The organism is Streptomyces sp. NPDC006450 (assembly GCF_040612195.1).
GTDB lineage: Bacteria > Actinomycetota > Actinomycetes > Streptomycetales > Streptomycetaceae > Streptomyces.
This window is the reverse complement of record NZ_JBEXPT010000103.1, coordinates 1-23,639: the sequence shown is the minus strand read 5'-3', so window position 1 is coordinate 23,639 and position 23,639 is coordinate 1. Positions and strand designations below refer to the sequence as shown.

The 23,639-nt window shown below is 74.6% G+C and carries 22 protein-coding genes and 1 pseudogene; 7 read left to right on the top strand and 16 right to left on the bottom strand.

Annotated elements, in window-relative coordinates:
- Positions 1–26: 26 nt before the first annotated feature.
- Both ABZY57_RS25245 and ABZY57_RS25240 read right to left on the bottom strand, forming a co-directional pair.
- Entirely contained in the window at positions 27–1,415 is a 1,389-nt protein-coding gene (locus ABZY57_RS25245) for an FAD-dependent oxidoreductase (RefSeq protein WP_356515550.1), read from the bottom strand.
- A gap of 64 nt (positions 1,416–1,479) precedes the next feature.
- Positions 1,480–2,532, bottom strand: a complete 1,053-nt coding sequence (locus ABZY57_RS25240) for a DUF4349 domain-containing protein (RefSeq protein ID WP_356515548.1) — start codon at positions 2,530–2,532, stop codon at positions 1,480–1,482.
- Positions 2,533–2,729: 197 nt separating this feature from the next.
- Here ABZY57_RS25240 and hemG point away from each other — a divergent pair, with 197 nt between their 5' ends.
- Positions 2,730–4,223, top strand: coding sequence for a protoporphyrinogen oxidase (hemG, locus tag ABZY57_RS25235; protein WP_356515546.1), 1,494 nt, complete (start codon positions 2,730–2,732; stop codon positions 4,221–4,223).
- Between the two features lie 4 nt (positions 4,224–4,227).
- Entirely contained in the window at positions 4,228–4,941 is a 714-nt protein-coding gene (gene hemQ / locus ABZY57_RS25230) for a hydrogen peroxide-dependent heme synthase (RefSeq protein ID WP_243331434.1), read from the top strand.
- A gap of 105 nt (positions 4,942–5,046) precedes the next feature.
- Here the strand turns inward: hemQ and ABZY57_RS25225 are convergent, their stop codons facing one another.
- The 5 genes from ABZY57_RS25225 to ABZY57_RS25205 all read right to left on the bottom strand — a co-directional run bounded on the left by ABZY57_RS25225 (position 5,047) and on the right by ABZY57_RS25205 (position 11,106).
- Positions 5,047–6,858, bottom strand: a complete 1,812-nt coding sequence (locus ABZY57_RS25225) for an alpha/beta hydrolase (RefSeq protein ID WP_356515544.1) — start codon at positions 6,856–6,858, stop codon at positions 5,047–5,049.
- Positions 6,859–6,939: 81 nt separating this feature from the next.
- Positions 6,940–7,728: a TIGR04222 domain-containing membrane protein gene (locus tag ABZY57_RS25220; protein ID WP_356515542.1), complete on the bottom strand. Its 789-nt coding sequence runs from the start codon at positions 7,726–7,728 to the stop codon at positions 6,940–6,942.
- Between the two features lie 84 nt (positions 7,729–7,812).
- On the bottom strand, positions 7,813–8,868 hold the full coding sequence (locus ABZY57_RS25215) for a TIGR04222 domain-containing membrane protein (RefSeq protein ID WP_356515540.1): 1,056 nt from the start codon (positions 8,866–8,868) through the stop codon (positions 7,813–7,815).
- Positions 8,865–10,226, bottom strand: a complete 1,362-nt coding sequence (locus ABZY57_RS25210; protein ID WP_356515538.1) for a DUF692 domain-containing protein — start codon at positions 10,224–10,226, stop codon at positions 8,865–8,867. Before ABZY57_RS25210 ends, ABZY57_RS25215 begins: the two co-directional genes overlap by 4 nt.
- 130 nt (positions 10,227–10,356) lie before the next feature.
- Positions 10,357–11,106, bottom strand: a complete 750-nt coding sequence (locus ABZY57_RS25205; RefSeq protein WP_356515536.1) for an aminoacyl-tRNA hydrolase — start codon at positions 11,104–11,106, stop codon at positions 10,357–10,359.
- A 113-nt stretch (positions 11,107–11,219) separates the two neighbouring features.
- Here ABZY57_RS25205 and ABZY57_RS25200 point away from each other — a divergent pair, with 113 nt between their 5' ends.
- On the top strand, positions 11,220–11,420 hold the full coding sequence (locus tag ABZY57_RS25200; RefSeq protein ID WP_356515534.1) for a hypothetical protein: 201 nt from the start codon (positions 11,220–11,222) through the stop codon (positions 11,418–11,420).
- Positions 11,421–11,436: 16 nt separating this feature from the next.
- On the opposite strand, the gene ABZY57_RS25195 is transcribed toward ABZY57_RS25200, so the two are convergent.
- The 5 genes from ABZY57_RS25195 to zapE all read right to left on the bottom strand — a co-directional run bounded on the left by ABZY57_RS25195 (position 11,437) and on the right by zapE (position 16,872).
- Positions 11,437–12,375: a polysaccharide deacetylase family protein gene (locus tag ABZY57_RS25195; protein WP_356515532.1), complete on the bottom strand. Its 939-nt coding sequence runs from the start codon at positions 12,373–12,375 to the stop codon at positions 11,437–11,439.
- A 17-nt stretch (positions 12,376–12,392) separates the two neighbouring features.
- Positions 12,393–13,289, bottom strand: a complete 897-nt coding sequence (locus ABZY57_RS25190; protein WP_356515552.1) for a polyphosphate kinase 2 family protein — start codon at positions 13,287–13,289, stop codon at positions 12,393–12,395.
- Positions 13,290–13,699: 410 nt separating this feature from the next.
- Positions 13,700–15,040 carry an alkaline phosphatase PhoX gene (locus ABZY57_RS25185; RefSeq protein WP_356515530.1) on the bottom strand — a complete coding sequence of 447 codons (1,341 nt, stop codon included), beginning with the start codon at positions 15,038–15,040 and terminating at the stop codon, positions 13,700–13,702.
- Positions 15,041–15,272: 232 nt separating this feature from the next.
- Positions 15,273–15,701 (bottom strand): OsmC family protein, encoded by a 429-nt coding sequence (locus ABZY57_RS25180; protein WP_243331413.1) that lies wholly within the window; start codon positions 15,699–15,701, stop codon positions 15,273–15,275.
- 61 nt (positions 15,702–15,762) lie between these two features.
- The gene (gene zapE / locus ABZY57_RS25175) at positions 15,763–16,872 is read right to left on the bottom strand and encodes a cell division protein ZapE (protein WP_356515528.1); all 1,110 of its coding nucleotides are present in this window, start codon (positions 16,870–16,872) and stop codon (positions 15,763–15,765) included.
- Between the two features lie 36 nt (positions 16,873–16,908).
- Between zapE and ABZY57_RS25170 the strand changes: the two genes are divergently transcribed.
- From ABZY57_RS25170 to msrB, 4 genes are all read left to right on the top strand, one after another.
- Positions 16,909–17,682 carry a pyrimidine reductase family protein gene (locus tag ABZY57_RS25170; protein WP_356515526.1) on the top strand — a complete coding sequence of 258 codons (774 nt, stop codon included), beginning with the start codon at positions 16,909–16,911 and terminating at the stop codon, positions 17,680–17,682.
- A gap of 147 nt (positions 17,683–17,829) precedes the next feature.
- Positions 17,830–18,297: an indole-3-glycerol phosphate synthase gene (locus ABZY57_RS25165; protein ID WP_351436113.1), complete on the top strand. Its 468-nt coding sequence runs from the start codon at positions 17,830–17,832 to the stop codon at positions 18,295–18,297.
- 73 nt (positions 18,298–18,370) lie between these two features.
- Positions 18,371–19,765, top strand: coding sequence for a UDP-N-acetylmuramate--L-alanine ligase (gene murC / locus ABZY57_RS25160; protein ID WP_356515524.1), 1,395 nt, complete (start codon positions 18,371–18,373; stop codon positions 19,763–19,765).
- Positions 19,766–19,801: 36 nt separating this feature from the next.
- Positions 19,802–20,221, top strand: a complete 420-nt coding sequence (msrB, locus tag ABZY57_RS25155; protein WP_356515522.1) for a peptide-methionine (R)-S-oxide reductase MsrB — start codon at positions 19,802–19,804, stop codon at positions 20,219–20,221.
- A 36-nt stretch (positions 20,222–20,257) separates the two neighbouring features.
- On the opposite strand, the gene ABZY57_RS25150 is transcribed toward msrB, so the two are convergent.
- The 4 genes and pseudogenes from ABZY57_RS25150 to ABZY57_RS25135 all read right to left on the bottom strand — a co-directional run.
- Positions 20,258–21,175, bottom strand: a complete 918-nt coding sequence (locus tag ABZY57_RS25150) for an NAD(P)-dependent oxidoreductase (RefSeq protein WP_356515520.1) — start codon at positions 21,173–21,175, stop codon at positions 20,258–20,260.
- A complete protein-coding gene (locus ABZY57_RS25145; protein WP_356515518.1) occupies positions 21,172–22,296 on the bottom strand; it encodes a cytochrome P450 in 1,125 nt (374 codons plus the stop codon). Before ABZY57_RS25145 ends, ABZY57_RS25150 begins: the two co-directional genes overlap by 4 nt.
- The gene (locus tag ABZY57_RS25140; RefSeq protein ID WP_356515516.1) at positions 22,293–23,051 is read right to left on the bottom strand and encodes a glycosyltransferase family 2 protein; all 759 of its coding nucleotides are present in this window, start codon (positions 23,049–23,051) and stop codon (positions 22,293–22,295) included. The genes ABZY57_RS25145 and ABZY57_RS25140 overlap by 4 nt, the downstream gene beginning before the upstream one ends.
- Positions 23,048–23,639 (bottom strand): annotated as a pseudogene (locus ABZY57_RS25135) (hypothetical protein); the annotation flags it as partial. The gene ABZY57_RS25140 and the pseudogene ABZY57_RS25135, both read right to left, overlap by 4 nt.

Here is a 23,639-nt window from a genome sequence, read left to right as displayed (position 1 = left end):
CCCGTCCAGCCCCGCCGGCGTTCTTTCTACAGGCCCGCCGCCCGCACCGCGGAGACCGCCTTGCGGGCGGCGACCAGGACCGGGTCCCACACGGGGGAGAACGGCGGGGCGTAGCCCAGGTCCAGGGAGACGATCTGGTCCACCGTCATGCCGGCCGTCAGGGCCACCGCGGCGATGTCCACCCGCTTCGCGGAGCCCGCGCCGCCGACGATCTGGACGCCCAGGAGGCGGCCCGTGCGGCGTTCCGCGAGCATTTTCACCGTCATCTCCGCCGCCTGCGGGTAGTAGCCCGCCGTGTTCGTCGAGCTGATCGTCGCCGTGACGAAGCGGAGGCCGGCGGACAGGGCGTCCCGCTCGCGCAGGCCCGTACGGGCGATCTCCAGGTCGCAGACCTTGCTCACGGCCGTGCCGACCACGCCGGGGAAGGTCGCGTAGCCGCCGCCGACGCCCGAGCCGATGACCTGGCCGTGCTTGTTGGCGTGCGTGCCCAGCGGGATGTGCCGCATGCGGCCCGCCACCAGGTCCAGGACCTCCACGCAGTCGCCGCCCGACCAGATGTTCTCGTGGCCGCGCACCCGCATGGAGAGGTCGGTCAGCAGACCGCCCGACTCGCCCAGCGGGAGGCCCGCCGCGCGGGCCAGGGCGGTGCGCGGTTCGACGCCGATGCCGAGGACGACGACGTCCGCCGGGTACTCCTCGCCCGCGGCCGTGGCCACCGCGCGGGCCCGGCCCTCCTGGTCGGTGAGGATCTCCGTCACCTCGGCGCCGGCGACCGTACGGATGCCCATGGCGTTCATCGCGGTGTGGACGAGGCCGCCCATGTCCGGGTCCAGCGTGGACATCGGCTGCTCCCCCCGGTGCAGCACGGTGACCTCGAAGCCCCGCCCGAGCAGGGCTTCGGCCATCTCCACGCCGATGTAGCCGGCGCCCACGACCACCGCCCGGCGGCCTGCCGTCCGCTCCAGGTCCGCCATCAGCCGCTGACCGTCGTCCAGCGTCTGCACGCCGTGCACCCCGTGCGCGCCGATGCCGGGCAGCCGGGGGCGGACCGGGCGGGCTCCGGTGGCGAGGACGAGCTTGTCGTACCCCGTCCAGTACTCGGAACCGGAGTCCAGGTCCCGGGCACGCACCCGCTGTCCCGCGAGGTCCAGCTCCACGACCTCCGTCCGCGTCCGCAGGTCGATGTCCCGCGCACGGTGCTCCTCGGGCGTCCGGGCGATCAGCTCGTCCGGGCCGTCGACCAGGCCGCCGATCCAGTACGGGATCCCGCACGCGGAGTACGAGGTGAAGTGCCCGCGCTCGAAGGCGGTGATCCCCAGCTCCGCCGGGCCCTTGAGCCGCCGGGCCTGGGACGCGGCGGACATGCCCGCCGCGTCACCGCCCACCACCACCAGCCGCTCCGTGCCGTTCGCCATGCGCCCGTACCGTCCTTCCCCACCGCCGATGCCTGCGGGGACCACGCTACGGGCGTACGGGTGTTCAGTCCCGGACGTCCGCCGGAGGGGTCGCCGGATCCGCGGGTTCCGCGGGGTCGCCGACCGGGGCAGCGGGCGCGGGCCGCATCGGCCCGCCCTGGGCCGGAAGCCCCATGGTGGGCAGCACGCGCTTCTGCTTCGCCGGCCGCCACTTGCGGTACTGCCGGAAGGCGAGCAGCAGGAAAGCGCCGCTGAGCAGGAACGGCGAGGCCGCGGCGAGCCCCATCAGCACGTAGAGGACCACGGAGGCGAACGCCTTCCAGCCGCCGGCCAGGGCGTCGAGGAAGCCCGGATCCGGCTTCTCCGGATCCTTGGCCACCGGCTTGCCCGGCTCCGAGAACGTCAGCGTGATCGTGCCGAGCGAGGTCTGGTCCCTCAGCGCCGTCTGCTGGGCGAGCAGCGACTCCAGATCGGCCTGGCGCTTGCTGAGTTCGGACTCCAGGGTGACCACCTCGCCCAGCCCCGAGGCCTTCTCCATCATCTCGCGCACCCGCGCCACGCTCGCCTGCTGGGACTTGACCCGGCTGTCGACGTCCGCGACCTTCTGCGTCACGTCCTGCGCCTCGACCTTGCGGTCGAGCAGCTTTCCGCTGCCCTCCATCGCGGCCAGTACCGCGTCGAAGCGCTCGCCCGGCACCCGCAGGGTCACCGTCGAGGTCATCGTCCCGTCGGGCTCGCGCGCGGTGGTCTCGCCGCCCACGTACCCGCCCGCGTTCTCCGCCGCCGTCCGGGCCCCGGCCGTCGCCTTCTGGACGTCCGCCGTCTCCACGCCGAGCGTCGCCGTGCGGATGATCTGGGTGCGCGGGGCGGGAGCCTGCGGCTGGTTGTTCTCGGAGCCGGGGGCCGGTGCGCCCGACGCGGCCGGGGCCGGAGCGGCCGCCCCGCCCTGCCCGACGGCCTCCCGCCCCTTCGAGTCCGCCGAGACCGCCGCCTTGTCCGATGCGCCGTCGGCGGCGGCGCAGCCGGTGAGGACGAGAGCCCCGGTCAGCGAGAGCGCGGCCAAGGCCGTCGCCGAACGCCGCCCGTACCGCCCGTGACGTCTGTGCTGGGTGTGCATCGTTGGGTCCCCCTGGTAGGTGTCGGAATCGCCGGATGCTGCCGACCGTGTCGTGCTGAGCCGATGTGCTGACGTTCTGCCGTTCCGACGTACCGGGACCCGTCCCGGGTTTCGTCACCAGGGTCCCGAGCTGATGCCGAAGCGGTCACGGTCCGGCCTCGGTGACCGGCCGATGAGCGGTCTGAGACGATGTGTCCATGCACGAAGCGGACACGCGTACGGACCGGCCGGCCCCCGCCGGTCACGTCGTCGTCATCGGCGGCGGGATCGCGGGCCTCGCGGCGGCCCACCGGCTGCTCGGCCAGGGCCTTCGCGTCACCCTCCTGGAAGCCGGCCCGCGCCTCGGCGGCAAGCTGCGCTCGGGCGAACTGGCCGGTCTGCGCGTGGACCTCGGCGCCGAATCCGTACTGGCCCGCCGTCCCGAAGCACTCGAACTGGCGCGCGCCGTGGGCCTCGGCGGGGCCCTGCAGCCGCCCGCCACCGCCACCGCCCGCCTGTGGACCCGCGGCGTGCTGCGCCCCCTGCCGGGCGGTCATGTCATGGGCGTACCCGGCGACCTGGCCCCGCTCGCCGCCTCCGGGGTGCTCTCCGCCGAGGGCCTGGCCCGGGCCGGGGCCGAAGACGCGCTGGCACCCGAGGAGATCGGCGAGGACGTGGCCCTCGGCGAGTACGTCGCCGCGCGCCTGGGTCACGAGGTCGTCGACCGGCTCGTGGAACCCCTCCTCGGCGGGGTCTACGCCGGCAACGCCTACCGCATCTCGATGCGGGCCGCCGTCCCCCAGCTCTTCGAGGCCGCCCGCAGCCACGCCTCCCTCGGCGAGGGCGTACGGGAACTGCAGGCCCGGGCGGCACGCGCGGGGCAGACCGGTCCCGTCTTCTCCGGCATCGACGGCGGCATCGGCAGGCTCCCGCTCGCCGTCGCCGAGGCCTGCCGGGCGGCCGGAGCCCGCATCCTCCTCGACACCCCCGCACACGAGCTGACCCGTACCGCCACCGGGTGGCGCGTGGTCGCCGATGCCCCGGGCGGCGCCGAGGCCATCGAGGCCGCCGGCGTGGTCCTGGCCGTCCAGGCGGGCCCCGCCGCCCGCCTGCTCGACCGGATCGCTCCAGCCGCCGCCACCGAGCTGCGCGGGGTCGAGTACGCCTCCATGGCCCTGGTCACCATGGCCCTGCGCCGCCGCGACCTGCCGGCCGGGATCGCCGACGGAGGCGCGAGCGGGTTCCTCGTACCGCCCGTGGACGGCCGGACGATCAAGGCCTCGACCTTCTCCAGCAACAAGTGGGCCTGGGCCGGGAACGATCCCGACCTCTTCCTGTTGCGCACCTCGGTCGGCCGGCACGGCGACGAGGGCGATCTGAAGCGCTCCGACGAAGATCTGGTCGAGGTCTCCCTCACCGATCTCGGTGCGGCCGTGGGCCTCGCGCCCACCGTCCGCCCGGTGGCCTCCACCGTCACCCGCTGGGACGGCGGCCTGCCCCAGTACCCCGTGGGCCACCTCGGCCGGGTGGCCCGGATCCGCTCCGCCGTCGCGGCCCTGCCGGGGCTCGCGGTGTGCGGAGCCGTGTACGACGGGGTCGGCATCCCGGCCTGCATCGCGAGCGCGGGCAAGGCCGCCGACGTGGTGATCGCCACGTCGGGGACCGCTGGGGCACCCCTGGCACCGACCACTGATCGGCACACGGGACAATAGACACATGACTGCACCAGAGAAGATTCCCAACGCGGGGAAGAAGGCGAAGGACCTCAACGAGGTCATCCGCTACACCCTGTGGTCCGTCTTCAAGCTGAAGGACGTGCTCCCCGAGAACCGCGCCGGCTTCGCCGACGAGGTCCAGGAGCTGTTCGACCAGCTGGCCGCCAAGGACATCACCGTCCGCGGCACCTATGACGTCTCCGGCCTGCGCGCCGACGCGGACATCATGATCTGGTGGCACGCGGAGACCTCCGACGAGCTGCAGACCGCGTACAACCTGTTCCGCCGCACCAAGCTGGGCCGCGCGCTGGAGCCGGTCTGGTCGAACATGGCCCTGCACCGCCCGGCCGAGTTCAACAAGTCCCACATCCCGGCCTTCCTGGCCGACGAGACGCCGCGCGACTACGTCAGCGTCTACCCCTTCGTGCGCAGCTACGACTGGTACCTGCTGCCCGACGAGGACCGCCGCCGCATGCTCAAGGACCACGGCATGATGGCCCGCGGCTACCCCGACGTGCGCGCCAACACCGTCGCCTCCTTCTCGCTCGGCGACTACGAGTGGCTGCTGGCCTTCGAGGCCGACGAGCTCTACCGCATCGTCGACCTCATGCGTCACCTGCGCGCCTCCGAGGCCCGCATGCACGTCCGCGAAGAGGTGCCCTTCTACACCGGGCGCCGCAAGTCCGTCGCCGATCTGGTGGCCGGACTCGCCTGAGACCTCCCCTGGGGGGAAGGACCGGAGGGCCGCTGACCGCGGTTCTGCCGGTGATCGGGAGGCCCTGCCCCCGAATCGACGCAGCCGGAGATCCCGCCCGGAAGTTCAGACGACTGGCGGCAGCAGTGCCCTGGGGTGCCCCGGGGCGGTCGCTGCCCGGTCGTCCAGCGACACCGGTGCGGGCTCCGGATGCGGCGCACACGTGACACGCCACCCTGAGGTGTCACCTGTCAGCAAGTACCGCTCCACGTGGGCGTCCACGCAGTCGTTGCGTCCTCCGACCACTCCGTGGGTGCCGGCCCCCACCTCCGTCACCAGCCCCGCACGCGGCCCGAGCCGCCGCTGGAGCTCCAGCGCGCCACCGTACGGGGTGGCGCCGTCCCGCTCGGCCGCGACGATCAGCGTGCCGGGGAGCGGGGCACCGGGCCGAAGCCCCACGTCCACCGGCCGCTGCCGCTCGCGCACCGGCCAGAAGGCGCAGGGCAGGTTCAGGAAGGCATTGGCCCAGGTCTCGAAGGGGGCCGTGCGGGCCACTTCGGTGTGGTCCCGGTCCCAGGTCTCCCAGTCGGCGGGCCACGGGGCGTCGTTGCACAGGGTCGCGGTGTAGACGGCCGTCGCGTTCTCGCCCTCGGCGGCCGCCGCGGGGTCAGGCCCGGCGAGCGAGACGAGCGGCCGCGGATCGCCGCGCAGGAACGCCGCCAGGGCCGCCGCACGGTCCGGCCAGACCTCGTCGTAGTACGCGGCCGGCAGGTACGCGGAGTGCAGCTGCCCGGTGCCGACCACTCCGCCCGCAGGTTCGCGGGCGAGCGCCGCCCGCACCCGGTCGTAACTCGCCTGCACCGCTTCGGCGGTGGAGCCGAGGCCGTACGCGGCGTGGTGGCGGGCCGCCCAGGCGCGGAAGTCGGCCCAGCGGCGCTCGAAGCCGGGGCCCTGGGCGAGGTTGTTGCGGTACCAGACCTTGCGGGGGTCGGGGTCCACGGCCGAGTCGAACACCATCCGGCGGACGTGGCCGGGGTAGAGGGTGGCGTAGACCGCACCGAGGTAGGTGCCGTACGAGGCCCCCATGAAGGTCAGCCGGCTCTCGCCGAGCGCGGCGCGCAGCACGTGCAGGTCGCGGACGTTGTTCAGGGTCGTGTACGAGCCGAGGGCAGCCCCGGCCCGCTCCGCGCACCCGCGGGCGTAGGCCCGCGCGGCGGTGATCCGGGCCTCCTTGGCGGCGGCGTCCGGCCGTGCGCCGGCGGCCTCGGCCGGAGCCTGGGCGTACTGCGCCGGGTCCTGGCAGGACAGCGGGTGCCCCGCGCGGCCCACCCCGCGCGGGGCGTAGCCGACGAGGTCGTAGACGGCCCCGGTGCGGCGCCACTCGGGCAGGCCGGCGACGAGCGGGAAGAACAGCCCGTTCCCGCCCGGTCCGCCGGGGTTGTACACGAGGGCACCCTGCCGCGGGGCCCCGCCCGCGCCGGAGGCGGCGACCCGGCTGACGAGGATCGCGGTCTGCGCCCCGTAGGGCCGGGCGTAGTCGACCGGGACGCGGAGCGTGCCGCACCGCACGTCCGGCCCGAGTCCCTCGGAGACGGGACACGGCCCGAACTCCAGGCCGTCGCGGGCACCCTGACGATCCGGCGGCGAAGCCCCGCCCGGCACCGGAAGTCCCGCGCGCGCGGCGGCGGAAGCGGCCCGCCCGGCCCCGAGCACGGCCCCCGCGGCCTCGGCGGAGGCCCGGGCGGCCTCGGCGGAGGCCCGGGCGGCCTCGGCGGAGGCCCGGGCGGCCTCGGCGGAGGCCCGGGCGGTGGCGAGGCCGGGGGGTCCCGACGGCGGTGGTCCCGGGGGAGCGGCCACGGCGCCGGAGGCCGGCGGCAGGAAAGCGGCCAGCGCCAGGGCGGCCAGCGCGACCGTGGCGGGCACCCGGGGCATGCGCATGGCGGGCCTCTCATCTCAACGGACCTTCCGATGAGATCCGGTGGGCGGCCCCCTGTACAGGACCGCCGGCCGGTGTCGCGCTCAATGCCCCCGTTGCCGCGGAATCCGCCCCCGCTTGCCGTAGGTGAGCGCCGCCCTCAGCTCGGGTTCGGTGACCGCGCGCAACCCCCGCAGCGCCACCGCGGTGAGCGAGCCCCGCACGCCCCGCTCCCGGCCCAGTTCCGCGAGGAGCCGCCGGCCCGCGGGGGAGGCCCATCCGGACTGCGCGTGCCCCTCGACGCGGGCTATGGCCAGGCAGCCGAGCGCGAGGATGAGCGGCAGCGCGAACCAGCACAGGATCATCGTGGTCGTGGTCCCCGGATCGGGTACGCACAGCGCGGCCACCAGCATGCCGAGGACCAGCACGGTGGCCTTCCGGACCGCCCGGATCCCCGCGTGGACCTCCCGCTGGGCCCCGTCGCGCAGCGCGAGGCCGGCCTCTCCGAGCCGGTCCGCGAGGGCCCGTACGGCCGGATCCCGCGCCGCGACCGCCCGTACGGAGGTCACCGGCTCCTGCCCGTCCGGCCCGAACGCGCCGAGCACCGAGCACTCGTGCGGATCGCGGCCCACCGGGTCGACCACCGTCGCCCAGCCGGTGTGGGCGAGCAGCAGCCGCCGCTGACGCTGCATCGACAGCAGCGTCAGCTCGGCCACCCGCTCCGGGCCGCCGGCGAGGTAGGCGGCCTCGTACAGGTTCAGCTCGTCGTGGTGGTGGCGCCCCGTGGCCGCGACCGGTTCGGGCTCCGCCAGTTGGGCGGCGGCCTTCAGGAGGCGGGTGCACGCGATCAGCAGCCCTGCCCAGGCGAGGAGGAGGAACAGGACCCAGAACATGTTCGAGTTCTACAAGATGTGGAAGCGGCCGGTACAGGCCTCTGCCGAGGTGTGAGCAGCTCGTGACGGGTCCGTGATGGACGGTCAGGAACTGCTGCCACAGCTGGAACTGGACGAACTGCTCGAACAGCTCGAACCACCGGAACTGCTCGAACAACTGGAACCGCTCGACCCGCCGCCCCCGCAACTGCTCCCGGAGGATCCGCAGCCCGACCCGGAGCCGCAGCTCGACCCCGATCCGCAGCTCGACCCGCCGGAGCCGCCGCCGCCGTCGGAACCCGCGCACCAGACGACCGCCCCCACCACCTCGGACTCCGACGCCCAGGAGGACCCCGGACCGCCGGAACGGGTACGGGACTGGGCCGCCGCCAGCCGGGTCCCGCGGGCCGCCGGCACCAACTGCTCGCGCAGGTAGGGGTCCCGCAGGCCCCGCAGCCCGAACAGCGAGGTCTGGACGTACGGGCTCTGGTCGGCCCCGTAGTGCGCGCGGATGTCACGCAGCGCCGCGACCCCCGCCGGGGTGATCCGCTGCCGGGCACGGGAGGCGCCGACGGTGCCCACGACGATGCCGCCCAGCAGTACGGGCAACACCTCGGCGATGAACGGGACGCGGACGGAATCGACCCCCTCCTGGATCACGAAGGCGACGAAGGACAGCGGCAGCGAGAGGAGCAGCAGCACCCCGCACACGACGGCCTGGATCACCCCGTGGCGCAGCCAGCGGTGCCGGCTGCCCGGGGTGGCGATCAGCCCGCGGGCGGCCAGTGCGTCACCGGTCTCCTGTACGGACGGGTCGCGCATGGCTGCGTAGCGGATCTGGTACAGCCACCCGGACGGGGCGCCCTGGCAGGCCTGGAGCACGGCCCGCTGCGCGGTGTCGCCGCCCCGCACGCCGGGCCGTACCTGGACGATGCCGGGCCCGCCGACCAGCATCCGGCCGTCGCAGAGCAGCGAGACGAGCGCGGCGTCCACCACCGCGGCGGGCCCGCCGGCCATGAAGGCGGCTTCGGACAGGTCGTGCAGGCGCGGGGCGGGGCCGAGGGCGGGCGGCCGCGACCGCCGCAGGCCGCGCACGAGGAGGACGCTGGAGGCGATGACGCCGATCCAGACGGCCACGGCGAGGAAGTCGAAGAAGTTCACGCCGCCCTCCCCACCAGGGCGCGGGCCCAGCGCACGGCCCGGCGCGGTGGCCGGGCCCCGGCCCGGTCCCGCCACCAGAGCGTGAGCCGGCGCCGGGCGGCGGGGTCGGCGGGCAGGTCCCTGACCAGCAGGTGCTCGGCGAAGTCCAGCGCGTCGCGCCGGTATCCGCCGGTCATGGGCCGGTGCCGGGCGTAGCCGAGGAAGGCCTCCCGGTACGCGTCCTCCCCGCCCAGGATCCCGGGCAGCTCGGGCGCCAGCCCGGACACGACCCCGGCCCGCTTGGCCGCGAGCGCCCGCGCCTGGACGCGGACCCGCTGCCGGTCGAACCCCTCGGGCACGGGTGTCCCGGCAACCAGCGCCGACAGCAAGGCGGCCTGCCCGATCCCGACCCGCGTCCGCACGGCATCCAGCCCGCCCCCGACCCCGCGGGAGGCCGGGGCGGTCCCCACCCCAGCCTCGTCGGCGTGTGAGGCGCGGGTCCGGGCAGCGCCCGGGGAACGGTGGAAGGGCGGGTCGGGGACTGCCCCCGCAGGGCCGCCCAGCACGCCCCGGATCGCGGCCAGCTCACCGGCCAGCTCCGCCTCCGGCGGAAAGTCGTCGTCGCGCTCCAGCAGCACCCCGGGCGGGTCCACCCGGGAGCGGAGCTCCGCGAGAATGTCCAGCACCACGCCCGGAACGGGATGCGCGTGCGTGTCGTGCCACACCCCACCCCGCTCCACGCCCCCGGCGACGTGCACGTACGCCAGCGCCTCCAGCGGAATCCCGTCCAGTACGGCGACCGGGTCCTCCCCCCGGTTGACCCGGTTGGTGTGCAGGTTGGCCACGTCGATCAGCAGCCGCACCCCGGTCCGCTCCACGAGCTCCGTCAGGAACTGCCCCTCGGTGAGTTCCTCCCCGGGCCACGACACCAGCGCCGCGATGTTCTCCAGCGCGAGCGGCACCGGCAGCGCGTCCTGCGCGATCCGCACGTTCTCGCAGAGCACGTCCAGCGCGTCCCGGGTCCGGGCCACGGGCAGCAGGTGCCCGGCTTCGAGCATGGGTCCCGGCGCCACCGAGGACGTCCGCACGAAGGCGATGTGCTCGGTGACCAGTGGCGCCCCCAGCGCGACCGCCCGCTCCCCGAGCGCGGCCAGTTTCGCCGGGTCGGGCCGGTCGGCGCCGCCGATGCCCAGCGAGACTCCGTGCGGCACCACGCGGACCCCGCGTTCGAGCAGCCGCTCCAGGGACTCGGGCAGGTGGCCGGGGCAGATGTTCTCCGCCACGACCTCGACCCAGTCCAGGCCCGGGAGGCGTTCCACCGCCCCCGCGATCTCCGGCCGCCAGCCGATGCCCACCCCCAGGTGTGCCATGGGCTTCATGTCCCCTCGCCCCCTCTCATCGGTCCGTGTGCCGATGTCATGGCCCCGGCGGAGCCGGGCCAACCCGCCCAGGGGGACGTTCAGAGCAACATTTGAGGTTCCCGGCGGCGGGGCCCGGCCGCGGGTCCCGCTACAGCCGCGCCCGCAGCGCCGGATGGTCCGCGACCACCGTGCACGAGCCGGGCGCGATCTCGGTGAACCCCGCGTCCCGCACCACGGGCAGTCCGCTCCCGGACAGCTCCGCCCACCGCTCCCGCGCGGCCGTCCGCACCGCCAGCCGGAAGCCCGACTCCCGCCATGCGGCCCGCTCCGGGCCGGTCAGCTCCCACCACGCGAGCTGCGCCGCGTGTCCGGCCTGGGCCATGGCCTTGCCGGCCGACATGTCCAGAGCGGGGTTGAGCCACAGGACCGGCAGTCCGGCCTCGGCCGGAGCGACCGGCTCCGGGTCGTCCAGGTCGGTCCCCGACACCTGGAGCTTGGCCAGTTCCCTGGGCCAGCCGTCGAGCGGGACCGGCGGGAAGACCCGTACCTCCGAGTCCGCGCCGTGCACCGTGAGGCCCGGCAGGGTCCCGGCCTTGCGCCACTCCGCCCCGCGCGCCCTGCGCACCACCTTGCGGATCCGCGCGTCCTGCCAGTCGCGGACCGCCGCCGCCCACTCGCCCTCGCCGGCCGACCGCTCGTCGGTGAGCAGGGCGAGCACCGCGCGGGCGGCCGTCTCCAGGGCGTCGGTCCTGGCCGGCGGCTCCGCCTTCTCGATCCGCACCACCAGCGGGAGGACGTACTGGGGTGCGTCGTCGCGGGCGATCCGCTCCTGCCGGAAGGGGCTGTCGGCCCCGACGGCGGGTACCGGGGTGTCGTGCTGCGTGTGCTCGGTCCTCATCCGGCCCAGTCTGCCAGCCGCCGCGGTCGGCCTCCTGCCCGAGGGCCCGGCCCCCGGCCCCCGGCCCCGTGCCATGGGACACCGGCGCGGCGGAGGTGAGTAGGCTCGTACCCATGGACCAGACGGAGCAGCACGCGACCGACTCCTCGTACTGCCCCGCCCCCGCGGCCCCCGCCGGGCGCGTGGCCGGGCCGCCCTACGCCGACTGCGTGGAGTGCGGCAAGCCCACCGAGTACGGGGTCGCGACACCGGGCGTGGTGCTGTGCCCGGTGTGCGAGTGGCAGGACGCGCAGCGCACGGCCTGCTCCGGCTGAGCCCGCGGGGCGCGGGCTACTTTCCGATGAGGTCGGAGACCTTGACGAAGCGGTAGCCGCGCTTGCGCAGCTCCGGGACGATCTTCCGGATGGCCTCCTCGGTGACCGGGGCGGCGCTGCGCGTGCAGTGCATGACCACGACCGAGCCGGGCTTCACCCCGGCCAGGACCTGTTCCGCCACCGCGTCGGGATCCTTCGCGAAGGCGTCCCCGCTGACCACGTCCCACTGGACGGCCGTGACCTTGGCCGTGGAGATGGCCCGCAGCGCCTGGTCGTCGTAGCAGCCGCCGGGGAAGCGGAAGTACGGGACGGTGTTGACCGCGCCCGCCTTGTGGAAGGCCTCGAAGGCCCGGTCCACATCGGCGCGGGCGGCGGCCTCGTCGAGGGTCGGGAGTCCGTAGCAGGGGGACGTGAAGGCGTGGTGGCTGTACGAGTGGTTCGCGATCTCGAAGTTCGGGTCGGTGCCGATGGACTTCGCCTGGTCCGGGTACTCCTCGGCCCAGCGGCCCGTCATGAACACCGTCGAGGGCACCTTGAGGGTGCGCAGCGTGGAGATCAGCTGCGGGTTGTCGAAGCGCTCTCCGCCCGCCGCGCGCGGCCCCTGATCGGAGGTCATGTCGGCGTCGAAGGTCAGCGCCACCGTCTTGTCGGTGTGCTGCTTCGCGCGGTCGAAGACGGGGGTCAGACCGCCCGGACCGGGAGCCATGGTCGGCGCCTTGCCCGGTGCCCCGGGCTGCGGGGCCACCGGCGGACTGCTCCGGGGGCTCGCCGGCGGGGCGGCGGACCCTGCGGTGGAAGGGGAGGCGGAGGCCGGCGCGGAGGGGGCCGAGGAGGCTCCCATCCGGGCCTGGCCGCCGGCTTCCGGCGTACCGGTGCCGCCCCCGCACGCGGCGAGGGCGGCACTGAGAGCTGCTACGGCCGCGACGGCAGCCGTCCTGCGCACTGAGATGGTCACATGCGCAAAATATATGACTATGTGGCAAGTAGACGGGTGCGGCACTCCTCCACGTCGAAGTCACCCTTCGGGTACTGCGGCGCGATGCCCTCCAGATGCTCCAGCAGCAGTTTGCTGACCGCCCAGTTGCGGTACCACTTGCGGTCCGCGGGGACGACGTACCAGGGCGCGACGTCCGTGGAGCAGCGCTCCAGGGCCAGTTCGTACGCCTGCTGGTAGGCGGGCCACAGGGAGCGCTCCTCGATGTCGCCCGCGTTGAACTTCCAGTGCTTGTCCGGGTTGTCGAGCCGCTCCAGGAGCCGCTTGCGCTGCTCCTCGTAGCCGATGTGGAGGAAGACCTTCACCACGGTGACGCCGTCGTCGGCGAGGGACTTCTCGAACCGGTTGATCTGCGCGTAGCGGCGGCCCAGCTGACTGCGCGGCACCAGGTCGCGGACGCGGGCGATGAGGACGTCCTCGTAGTGCGACCGGTCGAAGATGCCGATCTCGCCGGGCTGGGGGAGCGCCTTCATGATGCGCCAGAGGAAGGGGTGGTTCTGCTCCTCGGACGTAGGTGCCTTGAAGGCCTTGATCCGGCAGCCGGAGGGGTTGAACAGGCCGATCACGTGCTTGACGGTGCCGCCCTTGCCGCTGGTGTCCATGCCCTGGAGCACGAGCAGGACGCGGCGGCGGTCGCCCGCGGTGCTGGCGGCGTAGAGCCGCTCCTGCAGGGAGGCGAGCCGTTCACTCATCTGGGCGGTGGCCGCCACGCCGGCCGCCTTGTCGGTGGGACCGGCCGGGGTCGCTCCGGAGTGGAAGGCTCCGAGGTCGACGCGCTCGCCGGAGGGGACGCGGAGCAGGGGGGCCAGGGGGGCGTCGTACCCGTGTCCGTTTCCGTGGCCTCCGGCCTTGCGAGGGCCGCCCTTGGATCCCATGGAGTTCTCGGCGGAGATGCGGAGCAGCTCGCGCAGGGAGAGGGGCTTGGACTTCGGCTTCCCGCCGGTGCCGGTCGCGGTGGCGGCGTCGGGCTCGGCCTTCTTCTCGCCCTTGGCGGACGCGGCCGGCTTCGCAGCCTCTTCGGGGGCGCCCGGCTTCTCTGCCTTCCGGGCCTTCGCCGCCTTGCCCGGCTTCGGCGCCTTGGCGGGCTTCTCGGCCTGGGAGGCCTTCCCCGGCTTCGTCGCCTTCCCCGGCTTCTCCGCCCTCTCCGCCTTGGCGGCCTTCTCCGGCTTCTTCTTGGCCACCGCTACCTACCTCGATCCGTCGACTCCATACGATCCTCCACCACAACGCGGTGGACCGCGACGTGGCGAAGGACCAGGCCGGGCGGGCCGTAAGGCAGGAGGCATCACTGCCATGGACCCCTCACCGCGAAGGTGGTTCCGGGGGTGTACGCGTTCACGTACATGGTCCGGGCGTCCGGGGAGAAGGTGACCCCGGCGAACTCGCCCCACTCCGGCGCCCCCGGACTCCCGATGTCGGCCGCGTTGCGGGCCATCGGGTAGACCTCGCCGCCGGGGGTCACGCCGAAGACGTACTGCGCGCCGCCACCGTCCTCGCACACCATCAGGCCGCCGTCGGGGGCCAGGCAGATGTTGTCGGGGGAGTCGCCGGGCAGCCGGCTTTCGGCGGCCGGGCCGAACACCACGTCCAGCCGGAGCCGCGCGCGCAGGGGGTCGTAGAACCACACCTGGCCGTGGTGGTCGGCGGGGGAGCCCTCGCGGGTTCGGGAGTAACTGGAGACGAAGTGGACGCCGCCGTCGCCCCAGTAGCAGCCCTCCAGCTTCTGCGCGTGGGTGATCCCACCGGGGCCGAAGTCCTGGAGCCGGATCGGGGTCCCGGACGCGGACGGGTCCGGGACGGGGACCCACTCCACCGGGAACCGGGCCCCGGGCTCGTCCACCACCGCCAGGTTCGCCAGTCCCGGGACCCGCAGGGCCTCCAGCCGGCCGCCCGCGCGCAGGGAGCCGAGGCCGCCGAGGGGGCGGGCGGGCAGGAACCGGTAGAAGAGCCCGAAGGGTTCGGTGAAGGCGTCCTCGGTCTCGTAGACCACACCGCTGTACGGGTCCACGGCGACGGCCTCGTGCGCGAAGCGGCCCATCGCGGTGAGCGGGACGGCGCCGGAACGCCGGGGGTCGGCGGGGTCGACCTCGAAGACGTAGCCGTGGTCGCGGGTGTAGCCGGCGCTGCCCGCCCGGTCCTCGGTCTCCTCGCAGGACAGCCAGGTGTTCCAAGGGGTACGGCCCCCCGCGCAGTTGACGGCGGTGCCGGCCAGGGCCACGCGCTCGCCGGTGACCCGGCCGGCCGGGTCCAGGTCGAGGAGGGTGCAGCCGCCGAGCGCGTACGGGTCGTAGGTGAGCCCCTCGACGGGAGGGACCCGCAGGGCGGCGGTGGTGCGGTTCTCGTGGTTGCGCACCAGCCGGACGCGGCCCTGCCCGGCGTCGAAGGCGGCCATGCCGTCGAAGTTGCCCGGGATGGTGCCCTCGCCCGAACGCAGCGGGTCGCCGGCGCGCGAGAGGACGCGGTAGGTGAATCCGGCGGGCAGATCGAGCAGCCCGGCCGGGTCGGTCACGAGCGGGCCGTAGCCCCGGGTGGAGGCGGGTGCGGCGGCGCCGGTGAACAGCGCACCGAGGGCTCCGCCGAAGGAGACGGCCGCGGCCGCCATCAGACTGCGTCGGCTGAGGTTCATCGGCAACTCCGGGTGCGGGGCGGTCTTCGACGGGCCCGTGGTACCACGCCGCCGCGCCGTCCCCGCCGCGCCGCGCGGAGCCCCCTTCCACCGTTCCGACCCGCCGGCGTTCCGCCCCGGACCGCGCACCTCACACGCCGGCGAGGCCGGATGAGCGCGGGGCCGGATTCGGCCGGGCGCGCCGGATCCGCCCGGGCGGGACCGATCGGCCCGCCCGGGCGCGGCGCAGGAGCTAGGCCAGCTTCGCGCTGAGGGTGATGGTCGTACCCGTCAGGGCCTGGCTGACCGGGCAGTTCTGCTTGGCGTCCTCGGCCGCGGCGACGAACGCGTCGTTGTCCAGGCCCGGTACCTCGCCCTCGACGGTGAGGTGGATCCCGGTGATGCCCTTGCCCGGCACGAAGGTGACGGCGGCAGAGGTGGTCAGCTTGGCCGGCGGGTTGCCCGCCTTCGCGAGACCGTTCGAGAAGGCCATGTTGAAGCAGCTCGAATGCGCGGCGGCGATGAGCTCTTCCGGGCTGGTCCGCCCGTTCGCCGCCTCGTCGGTCCGGGCGGGCCAGGAGACGGGGTAGCTGCCGAGGCCGGACGAGTCGAGCGTGACGACCCCCTTGCCTTCGAACAGGTCGCCTTCCCAGACGGCGTGTGCATTGCGGGTGGCAGCCATGGTGGATCCCTTCGCAGAAGTGGAAACGGCCGGCCCGCGGAACGGGCCGACGACTCCAAACCTACTGGGACACCAGGGGCTTCGCGTCGCGTGCCAGCGCGGTGAGCCGCGAGATGGCCCGGAAGTACTTCTTGCGGTAGCCGCCGTTCAGCATCTCGTCACTGAACAGCTTGTCGAAGGGGACGCCCGCCGCCAGGACCGGGACCTCCCGGTCGTACAGCCGGTCGGCGAGGACCACCAGCCGCAGCGCCGTCGACTGGTCCGGGACCGCTCCGACGTCGGTGAGGCAGACGGCCGTTATGCCGTCGGTCAGGGCCCCGTACCGGCTGGGGTGGACCCGTGCCAGGTGCTCCAGCAGCCCGGGGAAATCGTCGAGGCTCGCGCCCTCGGTGGCGTACGCGGCCTTCGCGACCTGCTCGTCGGAGAACGGCGCGGGGGCCTCGGGCAGGCCGCGGTGGCGGTAGTCCTGGCCGTCGATGCGCAGCGGACGGAAGTGCGCGGAGAGCCCCTGGATCTCCCGCAGGAAGTCGGTGGCGGCGAAGCGGCCCTCGCCGAGCTTGCCGGGCAGGGTGTTGGAGGTGGCGGCCAGCGCCACGCCCTGCTCGACCAGGCGGCTGAGCAGGGAGGAGACGAGGACGGTGTCACCCGGGTCGTCGAGCTCGAACTCGTCGATGCACAGCAGGCGGTGCCCGCCGAGGGTCTGCACGGTCTGCTGGAAGCCGAGCGCGCCGACGAGGTTGGTCAGCTCCACGAAGGTGCCGAAGGCCTTGAGGGCCGGCTCGGCCGGGGTGGCGTGCCAGAGGGAGGCGAGCAGGTGGGTCTTGCCCACGCCGTAGCCGCCGTCGAGGTAGACCCCGCGGGGGCCGGCCGGGGCCGTGCTCTTCGGGGTCCTCGAGAACCAGCGCTTCTTGCCGGAGCCGCTCGCGTGCGCCCCGCCGAGGCCCGCGGCGAAGTCCGCGAGGACCGTGACGGCCTCGGACTGGCTGGGCTGGGCCGGGTCGGGCTCATAGGTGTCGAAGCGCACCGCGTCGAAGCGCGGGGGCGGCACCATCTCGGCCACGAGCCGCTCTGCGGGAACCCGCGGCTCGCGGGCGCACAGGGACTGCGGTCCCGCGTCGGCTATCGGGGGCCGCCCGGAGGCTGACGCTGAGGGCGAGAGTGATGTTGACACAGCTCTTAACTCTACGGGGCGTGGCACACTGCACCGATGCGACGCCTGTTCCCTGTGACCGATCAGACATCCGCGGACCAGACCGACCGTGAGTGGTCGCTGGACGAACTCGCCGAGGCGTACGAGTACCCCGAGCTCGGCCCGGACGGCCACTGGCTGCGGGCCAACATGGTCTCCACCCTGGACGGCGCGGCCCAGCACGACGGGCGTTCGCAGCCCATCTCCGGGGAAACCGACATGCGGATCTTCGGCACCCTTCGGGCCCTGGCCGATGTGGTGGTCGTCGGAGCGGAAACGGTTCGCCAGGAGGGCTACCGCCCCGCCCGGGCCCGTGAGGCCTTCTCGGCCCGCCGCGCGGCGGCGGGTCAGGGGCCCGCCCCCGTCATCGCCGTGGTCTCCGCGAGCCTGGACCTGGACTTCGCGCTGCCGCTGTTCACCTCCCCGCTGGCCCCCACCCTGGTGCTCACGGGCGCCGCCGCCCCCACGGACCGGGTCACCGAGGCCGCCGCGGCCGGGGCGCAGGTGGTGGTGGCCGGCGACGGTGCGGGCGTGGATCCGCTCCGTGCCGTACGGGAACTCGCGGACCGGGGGCTGCGCCGCCAGCTCACGGAGGGCGGACCCCGGCTGCTGGGCCAGTTCGTGGCCGCGGACGTGCTGGACGAGCTGTGCTTGACGATCTCCCCGACGCTCACGGCGGGTGACGCCCAGCGGATCTCCGGCGGCCCCTCCGTCACGGTTCCGCACCGGCTCGCACCGGCCTGCCTGCTGGAAGAGGCCGGGTTTCTCTTCACGCGTTACCGTCGGATCTGAAGAGGGGCGGAATTTGTCGTTCCGCTTAGCTTCCGCTGGGCACAGTAGTGGGCAGGTATAACCACACAGGCCCCGTGCCACAGCGGGGCAGGATGGTTTCCGCAGGGGCCGGCCGGCCGGTCTCGGCCCACGAAGGAGAGGGCGTCCGTGTTCACGAGCGTATTGATGATCGAGCAGCCGCTGACCCCCGTCGACGTGGACTTCGTCACGACCCTCCACGGAGACGAGCCGGTCTCCTTCATCGTCCTCATGCAGCCCCGCGGCGACCGGGACCGGCTGCTGCGCGCCATCGACGACGTAGCGCTCGGTGAGCTTCCCGAAGCCATTCGCGAGGGCGACGAACCGGAGGGCGAGGCGGCCCGCGGCCCGGCCGAACTGGCGATCGAGCATTCGCTGGCGTCCCTGCGGGCCAAGGGGGCCAAGGCCGTCGGGCAGATCGTCGACGAGCATCCGCTCGACAAACTGAAGGCGGTCGTCGACGAGACCAACGCCGACGAGGTGATCGTGCTGACCGCCCCGCACTACGTCGAGGAGTTCTTCCACCGGGACTGGGCCTCGCGGGCGCGCCACAAGGTCGGCGTTCCGGTGCTCAAGCTCTTCGCCCACAAGGAATAGGGTGGAGGCGGCCGGCCCGCGCATCCGCGCATCCGGCTGCCGTACGCACGCACTCGATCCTGGAGCTACCTGAATGAAGCCCGGCCTGCCGACCGCCATGGAACGGCCCCACTTCATCGGCATCGGCGGCGCCGGCATGTCCGGCATCGCGAAGATCCTGGCCCAGCGCGGCGCCAAGGTGGCCGGCAGCGACGCCCGTGACTCCGAGACCGCCCAGGCGCTGCGCGCCCACGGCGCCACGGTCCACATCGGGCACGCCGCCGGTCACCTCGCCGACGACGCCACCTGCGTGGTCGTCTCCAGCGCCATCCGCGAGGACAACCCGGAGCTGGCCCGCGCCGCCGAGCTCGGCATCCCCGTCGTGCACCGTTCCGACGCCCTGGCCGGGCTGATGGACGGCCTGCGGCCGATCGCCGTCGCCGGTACCCACGGCAAGACCACCACGACCTCGATGCTGGCCGTCTCCCTCTCGGCGCTGGGCCTGGACCCCTCGTACGCCATCGGCGGCGACCTGGACGCCCCCGGCTCCAACGCCCACCACGGCGAGGGCGACATCTTCGTGGCCGAGGCCGACGAGAGCGACCGCAGCTTCCACAAGTACACCCCGCAGGTCGCGATCATCCTCAACGCCGAGCTCGACCACCACGCGAACTACGCGTCGATGGACGAGATCTACGAGTCCTTCGAGACCTTCGTCGGCAAGATCCCGGCCGGTGGCACCCTGGTCATCGCCCACGGCCAGGCCGGCGCGGCCGAGATCGCCGGGCGGGTCAGCGGCAACCCCGGCCTGACGGTCGTCACGTACGGCGAGGAGGCCGCCGCCGACGTCCAGATCACCAAGATCACCCCGCGCGGGCTGACCAGCGAGGTCACCGTCGTCATCGACGGCCGGATGCTCACCTTCACGGTCTCGGTTCCCGGCCGCCACTACGCGCACAACGCCGTCGCGGCCCTCGCCGCCGGCGTCGCGCTCGGCATCCCGGCGCACAACCTGGCCTCCGCCCTCGGCAAGTACACCGGGGTCAAGCGCCGCCTCCAGCTCAAGGGCGAGGCCGCCGGGGTCCAGGTCATCGACTCCTACGCGCACCACCCCACCGAGATGACCGCCGACCTGGAGGCCATCCGCGGCGCCGCCGGGGACTCCCGCATCCTGGTCGTCTTCCAGCCGCACCTGTTCTCCCGCACCCAGGAACTCGGCAAGGAGATGGGCCAGGCCCTCGCCCTCGCCGACGCCTCGGTCGTCCTCGACATCTACCCGGCCCGCGAGGACCCGGTCCCCGGGGTGACCAGCGAGATCATCATCGCCGCCGCACGCGCGGCGGGCGCCGACATCACCCCCGAGCACGACAAGGCGGCCGTCGCCGACGTCATCGCGGGAATGGCCAAGCCCGGCGATCTCGTTCTCACCATGGGTGCGGGCGATGTCACGGACCTGGGGCCGGCCATCCTGGCCCGTCTGTCGAACTGACGGCTCTGGGAAGAGCGGGAAAGCGGGAGATCAGTCATGTCGTACGAGGTAGAGAAGACGGACGAGCAGTGGCAGGCGGAGCTGACCCCGTCCGAGTACCAGGTACTGCGCCTCGCCGGGACCGAGCCCGCCTTCCGCGGTGAGTACACGGACACCAAGACCGAGGGCGTCTACAGCTGTCGCGGCTGCGGCTCCGAGCTGTTCCGTTCCACGGAGAAGTTCGAGTCGCACTGCGGCTGGCCGTCCTTCTACGACCCGAAGGACTCCGACGCGGTCGAACTGAAGGCGGACGTCGCCCACGGCATGGTCCGCACCGAGGTCCTGTGCGCGAAGTGCGGCTCCCACCTGGGCCACGTCTTCGAGGGCGAGGGCTACCCGACCCCCACGGACCAGCGGTACTGCATCAACAGCATCTCCCTGCGGCTCACCCCGGGCACGGTGCCCTCCGAGGGCTGACCGGACCGCCCTCCCGGACCCGCCCTCCTCCGTGCTTCACCCCCGCAGGTCGCCGAGGTGGTCCGACAGGGTCCGGGACGGGGTCCAGCCCTGGGAACGGGCCCGGGCCAGGTCCAGGACCACGGGGTGCGCCATTTGGTCCACCGCGTAGCGGCTGAGGGCCGGTTCGCCGGAGGACAGGGATTCCGCGATCCCCGCCGCGGCCCGCGCCAGGGCCGGCGGGACGTGGCGTACGCGGGCGCGGACCCGGTGGGCCCGCAGGACCTCGCGGACGGCCGCGTCGCGCCGGTAGGGGCGGGCATCCGCGATGTTGTACGCGCCCGGCGGCCAGGCGGGCGCCGCCAGGCAGGCACCGGCCAGGTTCTCCACCGCCGTCAGGCTCAGCGGGACGTCCGGGCCCGGCAGGAACAGGGTCCCGGCGCGGACCCGGGAGAGCAGCCGGGGCAGGAGCTGGGTGTCGCCGGGGCCGTACACGGCGCGCGGGCGCAGCACCACGGAGCCCGCGGCCAGCGCCAGGGCCTCGCCGGCGGCCTTCGTACGGCCGTAGGCGTTCAGGTGCCCCGTGCGCGGGTGGTCCTCGCGGACGAGCGTGCGGTCGAGACGGGGGTCGTAGACGCTCGCGCTGCTCACCCACACCACCGGGCGCGTGCCCGCCGCGTGCAGCAGCCGTTCGGTGCCGGTCACGTTGACCGCGTGCATGACGGCCTCCGCGGGGGAGCCCGGCGCCGGATCGCCGACCGCCGCCGCGCAGTGCACGACGAGGTCCACGCCCGAGAGGTCCGGCTCCCCGAGTGCCGCGTCCCAGAAGCGGTGTTCCCCGAGCGGGCCCGGCCTGCGGCCCACGCACACCACCCGCGCCCCGGCCGCCGCCGCGGCGCGGGCGACGTGCCCGCCGCAGAAGCCGCTCGCGCCCGTGACGGCGATCCGGACCCCGGCCGCGCTACGGGATGTCATGCCGCCGCCCGTACGACCAGCGAACGCCACCCGGGCAGAGCGGCCCGGCGGTCCACCCGGGCCCGGATCACGACCGGCCGGTGCGGAGCCAGCGCCGCCAGCACCCCGGCCAGTTGCTCCCGCGCCAGGCGGGCTCCGGGACAGGCGTGCGGCCCGGCGCCGAAGACCAGGCGGGCGGCACCGGGCTCGGCGGGATGGCGCCCGTCGGGGTCCCGCAGGTGGGCTCCGGCCGCGTGCCGGGCCACCAGGAGCAGCCGGTCCCCGGCCCGGACCGGGCAGCCCCCGACCGAGCCGTCGGCCGCGGCCACCCGGGGCAGCAGCGGGGAGGCGGCCGTCACGCGCAGCAGCTCGTCGGCCAGCGCGGGGCCCAGCGCCGGGTCCGCCGCCTGGTCCCAGAGCCCCGCGTCGGCGCACCAGGCCACGGCCCGGGGCAGCGCCGCGACGGTGGTGTTGACGGCCGCGACCGCCAGCATCGCGGCCCGGTCGTCCGCTCCGGGACCCAGGAGCGCGCGGAGCCGCTCGGCGGCGCGGATCGCCGCGGCCTCGGCGCCGGGGCGGGGCGGGCCGGGGAGGTGGCTGCGCACGGAGGCGGCCGCGGCCTCGGCGGCGGCCTCCGCGAGGGCGAGCGCGGGGACGCGGTCCGCGTCGGCTCCGGGGTGCAGCAGTGCGTACACCACCGCGCCGGCCAGTTCCCGGGCCAGCGGGACCAGGTCCACCGTGCCCCCGAGCGACAGCGGCGCGAGCCGCCGCAGGAGCAACGGATGCCATACCGCGCGCAGTTCCCGGGTCCCGGCCGCGCCGAGCAGCTCGGCGAGCTCCCGCCGGGCCGTCCGGTGGCCGGCGCCCTCCTGGTCGAAGAGCACGCCCTCCACCCGGGCGGCCCGGGCCGCGCCGCCCGTGGTGCCGGGCGCGGTGCGGTCCAGCGGCAGCCGGGTCAGCGCCTCCCGGTAGGCCGCCGTGCCGTGGACGAGCAGGGTGCCGCGGCCGAGCCGGCGCACGGGCCGCCCCCGGGTCGCGGCCAGCAGCGCGAACAGGAGCGGGTGGGCGCGCAGGTAGACGCGCCGGTCCCGGCGGCGGGCCTTCGCACGGGCCGGGGCGGCGGTCGTCGGGTCGGTGGTCATCGGACGTGTGCCTCCGCGGTGTCGGCGGGCCGGTAGCGCCGGTCCCAGTACCAGAGCAGGGTGCGGCGGGGTCCCCAACTCCGCAGCCTGCGCAAACTGTTCTGCACGACCAGGTGCTCCGCGCGGACGATCCGCTCGCTGTGCTCGCGGGCCCGGTTCAGCAGGGCCACGTCCTCGGACCGCTCGTGCAACGGCACCCGCGGGGCGCCGCCGCAGCGCAGGTAGAGGCCGGCGGTGATGCCCAGGTTGTGGCCGTGGCACAGGACGTACGGGGTGCGGTAGCGCGGGTGGCGGTGGGCCCGCCGGTAGCGGCCGTACAGCGAGGTGAGCCGGATCAGAGCCGGCAGCAGCCGGGCTTCGAGGAGGGTGGGCCGCTCGTCGCGGCGCGGCACGCTGCGGCCGCACACCATCTCGGCGCCCCGACCGAACTCCGCCTTCGCGACGGCCGTCCAGTCCGGGGCGGGCAGGCAGTCGGCGTCGGTGCGCAGCAGGTGGGTGGCGCCGGCGGCGATGGCGTACCGGAAGCCCGTGTCGGCGGCGGTCCCGGCGCCGGGGCGCTCCTCCCGGGTCAACTCGACGGGAAAGGGCGCCGAGCCCGCGAAGTCCCGTACAGCCGCCGCCGTCCGGTCGGTGGAGGCGTTGTCCACGACCACGAGCGTGAATCCGGAGTCGTGCTGGGCGGCGAGCGCGGCCAGGGTGGCCCCGATGGCCGCCGCCTCGTTGTACGCGGGCACGACCACCCACAGGTTCGTCAACTCCATCCTCCTTCGCGTTGGTCGGTGGTGGCGGCCCAGGAGGCCGCGCGGAGCAGCACCCGCGCGCACAGGCTGCCCCAGACGAGAAGTCCGATCAGCGGCCCGGCCCCGCGGTAGAGGTCGCCGTGCAGTTCGGCGGTCGCGGCGAGATACGGCCCCGCGGCGAGGGCGAGCAGCCGGCAGGCCAGCGCGGCCGCCAGTGCCGGACCCGCGACGGCGGCGGGCCGGGGCCTGCCGGGGCCCGGGTGCGGGGCGAGCCACAGGACGGCCGCGAACAGCGCCCACAGTGCGGGGACCGCGCAGCCCGGGCCGCCCGCCGTCACCACGGCGGCGACGGCGGTGCCCGCGAGGCAGAGCGCGGCCGCGCCCGCGACGTCCCGGGCCGCGTCGCGCACGGGGTTTCCGCTGCCCGCGTTCTGCCCGCACACGGCCCGGATGCCCGTCCGCAGCGCCCGGGCCGTCCGCACCACCGACCAGCAGAGGGCGAGGGCGAGCAGAGGCCGCCAGTGCGGGGCCGCGGTGGGCAGTCGCCCGGCCAGCGGAGCCGCGGCGGCGGGCAGCAGGGCCTCGGCCAGCCCGTCCACGGCC

What these genes read in the sequence shown, in the direction of transcription:
- ABZY57_RS25245 (WP_356515550.1), bottom strand. Translation starts at nt 1,415, where the DNA reads ATGGCGAACGGCACGGAGCGGCTGGTGGTGGTGGGCGGTGACGCGGCG.
- ABZY57_RS25240 (WP_356515548.1), bottom strand. Translation starts at nt 2,532, where the DNA reads ATGCACACCCAGCACAGACGTCACGGGCGGTACGGGCGGCGTTCGGCG.
- hemG (WP_356515546.1), top strand. Translation starts at nt 2,730, where the DNA reads ATGCACGAAGCGGACACGCGTACGGACCGGCCGGCCCCCGCCGGTCAC.
- hemQ (WP_243331434.1), top strand. Translation starts at nt 4,228, where the DNA reads ATGACTGCACCAGAGAAGATTCCCAACGCGGGGAAGAAGGCGAAGGAC.
- ABZY57_RS25225 (WP_356515544.1), bottom strand. Translation starts at nt 6,858, where the DNA reads ATGCGCATGCCCCGGGTGCCCGCCACGGTCGCGCTGGCCGCCCTGGCG.
- ABZY57_RS25220 (WP_356515542.1), bottom strand. Translation starts at nt 7,728, where the DNA reads ATGTTCTGGGTCCTGTTCCTCCTCCTCGCCTGGGCAGGGCTGCTGATC.
- ABZY57_RS25210 (WP_356515538.1), bottom strand. Translation starts at nt 10,226, where the DNA reads ATGAAGCCCATGGCACACCTGGGGGTGGGCATCGGCTGGCGGCCGGAG.
- ABZY57_RS25205 (WP_356515536.1), bottom strand. Translation starts at nt 11,106, where the DNA reads ATGAGGACCGAGCACACGCAGCACGACACCCCGGTACCCGCCGTCGGG.
- ABZY57_RS25200 (WP_356515534.1), top strand. Translation starts at nt 11,220, where the DNA reads ATGGACCAGACGGAGCAGCACGCGACCGACTCCTCGTACTGCCCCGCC.
- ABZY57_RS25190 (WP_356515552.1), bottom strand. Translation starts at nt 13,289, where the DNA reads ATGGGATCCAAGGGCGGCCCTCGCAAGGCCGGAGGCCACGGAAACGGA.
- ABZY57_RS25185 (WP_356515530.1), bottom strand. Translation starts at nt 15,040, where the DNA reads ATGAACCTCAGCCGACGCAGTCTGATGGCGGCCGCGGCCGTCTCCTTC.
- ABZY57_RS25180 (WP_243331413.1), bottom strand. Translation starts at nt 15,701, where the DNA reads ATGGCTGCCACCCGCAATGCACACGCCGTCTGGGAAGGCGACCTGTTC.
- ABZY57_RS25170 (WP_356515526.1), top strand. Translation starts at nt 16,909, where the DNA reads ATGCGACGCCTGTTCCCTGTGACCGATCAGACATCCGCGGACCAGACC.
- murC (WP_356515524.1), top strand. Translation starts at nt 18,371, where the DNA reads ATGAAGCCCGGCCTGCCGACCGCCATGGAACGGCCCCACTTCATCGGC.
- msrB (WP_356515522.1), top strand. Translation starts at nt 19,802, where the DNA reads ATGTCGTACGAGGTAGAGAAGACGGACGAGCAGTGGCAGGCGGAGCTG.
- ABZY57_RS25150 (WP_356515520.1), bottom strand. Translation starts at nt 21,175, where the DNA reads ATGACATCCCGTAGCGCGGCCGGGGTCCGGATCGCCGTCACGGGCGCG.
- ABZY57_RS25145 (WP_356515518.1), bottom strand. Translation starts at nt 22,296, where the DNA reads ATGACCACCGACCCGACGACCGCCGCCCCGGCCCGTGCGAAGGCCCGC.